We start from the raw sequence: 4,152 nt of genomic DNA on the forward strand, positions 1-4,152 counted from the left end.
CCTTCGCCGCGCCTGCTCGCAGGGCGCCCTCGCCTCTCACCTGGGACAGCACGCTCGGCGTCCGCTCCTCCCAGCGCCCGCACCAGTTCCAGGAGGCAAGCGCGTACGCCGCCCCCGCCGTTAGCAAGGCGAAGGGCAGCAGGGTGTGGAGGACGGAGCGCCGGGAAGAGGACATGCCGGAAGGAGCCTAACCGCTCCCATCACCCGGACGGCTCCCACCTTTCCGGCCAGAGGCACCTTGCCTGGCCTACAGGGGCCGACGTCGACGGCGGGTGGAATACCCACCGTGAAGGCACGCGTTCCTGTTCCGCTTCGCGGTCGAAAGGGGTAAGGCAGCGCACCATGTGCGGCATCTTCGGAATCACGGGTCACGGAGAGGCGTCCAACCTGACGTACCTGGGGTTGCACGCCCTGCAGCACCGCGGACAGGAGTCCGCCGGCATCGTCTCGTCCGACGGCCACATCCTGCGCGCGCACCGGCAGATGGGCCTCGTGGCGGACATCTTCACCGCTCCGGTGATTGAGGGACTGCCGGGAGACGCGGCCATCGGCCACGTGCGCTACAGCACGGCGGGCGGCAGCCAGCTCAAGAACGCCCAGCCGCTGTTCGTCGCGTACGCGGGCGGCCAGTTCTCCATCGCGCACAACGGCAACATCGTGAACGCGGCGGAGCTCAAGGCGTCGCTGGAGTCGGAGGGCGCGCTCTTCCAGTCGGACGCGGACACGGAGGTGGTGATGCACCTCCTCGCCCGCTCCAAGCAGCCCACCTTCGAGGCCAAGCTGGTGGAGGCCCTGCGCAAGGTGGAGGGCGCCTACAGCATCCTGCTCCTCACCGAGGACAAGCTCATCGCGGTGCGCGACCCGCACGGCTTCCGGCCGCTGGTGCTGGGCAAGATGAAGGAAGGCGCCTACGTCGTCGCCAGTGAGACGACGGCGCTGGACCTCATCGAGGCGGAGGTCGTCCGCGAGCTGGAGCCCGGTGAGCTGGTCGTCATCGAGAACGGCGTGCTGCGCGCCAGCATGCCCTTCAAGCCCGCGCCCCGGCTGGGCCGCTGCATCTTCGAGCACGTCTACTTCGCCAAGCCGGACTCGGTGCTCTTCGGCACCAGCGTCTACGAGGTGCGCAAGCGCCTGGGCATGCAACTCGCCCGCGAGCAGCCCGCGCCGGATGCGGACCTGGTCATCGCGGTGCCGGACTCGGGCGTGCCCGCCGCCATCGGCTTCTCCCAGACGAGCGGCATCCCCTACGACGTGGGCCTCATCCGCAGCCACTACGTGGGCCGCACCTTCATCGAACCGCAGCAGTCCATCCGTCACTTCGGCGTGAAGCTGAAGCTGTCCGCCGTGCGCAGCGTCCTCAAGGGCAAGCGCGTGGTGGTGGTGGACGACTCCATCGTGCGCGGCACCACCAGCCGGAAGATCGTCAAGATGCTCAAGGCCGCGGGCGCCGTGTCCGTGCACCTGCGCATCTCGTCGCCGCCCACGCAGTGGCCCTGCTACTACGGCATCGACACGCCCAGCCGCACGGAGCTCATCGCCGCCAGCCACTCCACGGAGGAGATCGCCAAGTACGTGACGGCGGACTCCCTGGGCTACCTGTCGCTGGAGGGTCTGGGCGCCGCGGTGGAGGACCCGAAGCGCAACACCTACTGCACCGCGTGCTTCTCCGGGCAGTACCTCACGGAGAAGCTCTCCCGGGATTCGGACGTCGCCAAGCTCAGCGCCTGAAGCTGGCCCGGCCCCCTCAAGGGGCCGGTGTCTTCCCGGCGATGAAGTCCTCCAGGTCCTGCGGCAACGGTGAGACGAAGGTGACGGACTCACCGGTGCCCGGGTGCGGGAACGTGATGCGCTCCGCATGGAGCGCGTGCCGGGGCAGCCGCAGCCGCACCCACGCCTCGGGCTCCAGGGTGTGCTTGCTGAAGCGGTCGAAGTAGCCCGGATCCGGTCCGTACATCTTGTCCCCCACCAGCGGGAAGCCCGCCGTGTGCAGGTGGATGCGGATCTGATGCTGCCGGCCCGTCTCCGGGAAACAGCGCAAGAGCGCGAACGGCGCGCCGTCACGCACGAAGCGCTGGAGCACCTGGAAGCGCGTGCGGCTGGGCTTGCCCTGCACCGCATCAATCCGCACCGCGATGCGGATGAGGTCCGTGCCCTCCGCGATGGGCGCATCGACGTGGAAGGTGTCTTCGGGCGGGTGGCCCTCGCACAGCGCGAGGTACTCCTTGTGCACGTCGCGCGACAGGAACAGCCCGCCCAGCACGCGGCAGGACTCGGTGGTGCGGCCACACACAACCAACCCGCTCGTCTCCCGGTCCAACCGGTGCGCGGGCTCCGCGAAGCGCTCCCCGAAGCGCTCTCGCAGCAGCGTGACGAGGGTGCCCTTGTGGTAGCGCGCGGTGGGGTGGATGGGCAGCCCCGCCGGCTTGTCGAGCACCAGCAGCCAGTCATCGGAGAAGACGACGGGCAACTCGGTGGGCGTCGCGGGCTCCTGGCTCGCGGGGCGGCGGATGCGGAACGTCAGCCCCGGGTACACGGGCGTGGAGGGCTTGAGGCGGTACGCGTCGCAGAGGACGCCGCGCAGGATGATGCCCTGCACGCGCTCCAGGTCCATGCGGCGGATCTTCTCGCAGAGGTAGCGGTCCAACCGCCAGCCGGCGTAGTTCGGCTCGACGACGAACGGGATGTCGACGTAGCCGTCGGGAACCGACGAGGCGGGCGTCACCGGCTCAGGCACCGGATCACTCATGGCAGCGGGAGCGTCTTCTTCACGCATGACGTGGCTCCCGCTCTAGCACGCCTTGGAACGCGAAGACCGCCCGGCCCTCGCGCACGAAGACGCGAGCACCCGGCGGCCTGACTGCTTCAGGAAGATGCGTTCAGCCCATCCCGCGGCTCACCCGAACGCGCGCTTCGTCTCCACGCCCAGCACGCGCGCGTAGAGGTCCGCGATGCGCTCGCCGGTGCGGCCGTCCCACAGCTCCGGCACGCGGCCCTTCTTCGCGTCGCCCGCCAGGACGCGGTCGGCCGCCTCGCGGATGCGCGTGGGGTCGGTGCCCACCACCTCGTTGGTGCCCACCTCCACCGTGATGGGCCGCTCGGTCTCCTCGCGCAGGGTGAGGCACGGCACGCCCAGCGCGGTGGTCTCCTCCTGCAGGCCGCCCGAGTCCGTCATCACGAGCTGCGCCTGGGACGTCAGGGACAGGAACTCCAGGTAGCCCATGGGGTCCACCAGCTTGAGGCCGGGCGTCTTCTCCAGCTCGACCGAAAGGCCCTGCTCGGAGATCATCTTGCGCGTGCGCGGGTGCACCGGGAACACGACGGGCACCTTCTTCGCCACGTGGATGAGCGTGGACAGCAGGCCCGCCAGCAGCTTCGGGTTGTCCACGTTGGACGGGCGGTGCAGCGTCGCCACCACGTAGCCCCTCGGCGTGAGCCCCAGCTGCTTGAGCGTGGGGAGCTGGTCGGCCTTCTCCTTGGACGACAGGAGCGAGTCGATCATCACGTTGCCCACGAGGTGGATGCGCTTCGGGTCGATGCCCTCCTTCAGGAGGTTCGCGTCCGCGTCGCGCGAAGGCGTGAGCAGCAGGTCGGAGAGCCGGTCGGTGACGACGCGGTTGATCTCCTCCGGCATGTGCCGCTCGAAGCTGCGCAGGCCCGCTTCCACGTGGGACAGCGGGATGGCCAGCTTCGACGTCACGAGCGCGGCGGCGATGGTGCTGTTCACGTCGCCCACCACGGACACCAGGTCCGGCTTCTCCTTGAGGAAGATCTTCTCCATCTCCACCATCATCTTCGCCGTCTGCTCGGCGTGGCTGCCGGAGCCGATGCCCAGGTGGATGTCGGGAGCGGCCATGCCCAGGTCGGCGAAGAACACGTCGCTCATCTTCGCGTCGTAGTGCTGGCCGGTGTGCATGACGAGCTGCTGCAGGGAGGTACGCGCGGCGATGGCCTTGTGAATGGGGGCCACCTTCATGAAATTCGGACGCGCGCCAACGATATGGATGACCTTCTTCATGTCGCTGCGGAAAGTAGGCACGTCGCCTTTCCTGCCTAGTGGCACAGGGTGGCCACCGGCCCCGGTGCGAGTGCGGGACGTCCTGAATCTGATAGATGACGCCCCATGCCCGCCCCCCGGCCCGTGGCCGTCATCCC

At 69.0% G+C, this 4,152-nt stretch carries 3 protein-coding genes; 1 reads left to right on the forward strand and 2 read right to left on the reverse strand.

Annotation, left to right across the window (positions count from 1 at the left end):
* Window positions 1-342 precede the first annotated feature (342 nt).
* Complete coding sequence (gene purF, locus D7V93_RS39335) at window positions 343-1,728, forward strand: amidophosphoribosyltransferase (protein ID WP_120648180.1); 1,386 nt, start codon at window positions 343-345, stop codon at window positions 1,726-1,728.
* Between the two features lie 16 nt (window positions 1,729-1,744).
* Here purF and D7V93_RS39340 read toward each other — a convergent pair whose 3' ends face one another.
* Window positions 1,745-2,746: an RluA family pseudouridine synthase gene (locus tag D7V93_RS39340; protein ID WP_120648181.1), complete on the reverse strand. Its 1,002-nt coding sequence runs from the start codon at window positions 2,744-2,746 to the stop codon at window positions 1,745-1,747.
* Between the two features lie 147 nt (window positions 2,747-2,893).
* Complete coding sequence (gene wecB, locus D7V93_RS39345) at window positions 2,894-4,015, reverse strand: non-hydrolyzing UDP-N-acetylglucosamine 2-epimerase (protein ID WP_120648182.1); 1,122 nt, start codon at window positions 4,013-4,015, stop codon at window positions 2,894-2,896.
* Window positions 4,016-4,152: the final 137 nt, after the last annotated feature.

Source organism: Corallococcus llansteffanensis (genome assembly GCF_003612055.1).
GTDB lineage: Bacteria > Myxococcota > Myxococcia > Myxococcales > Myxococcaceae > Corallococcus > Corallococcus llansteffanensis.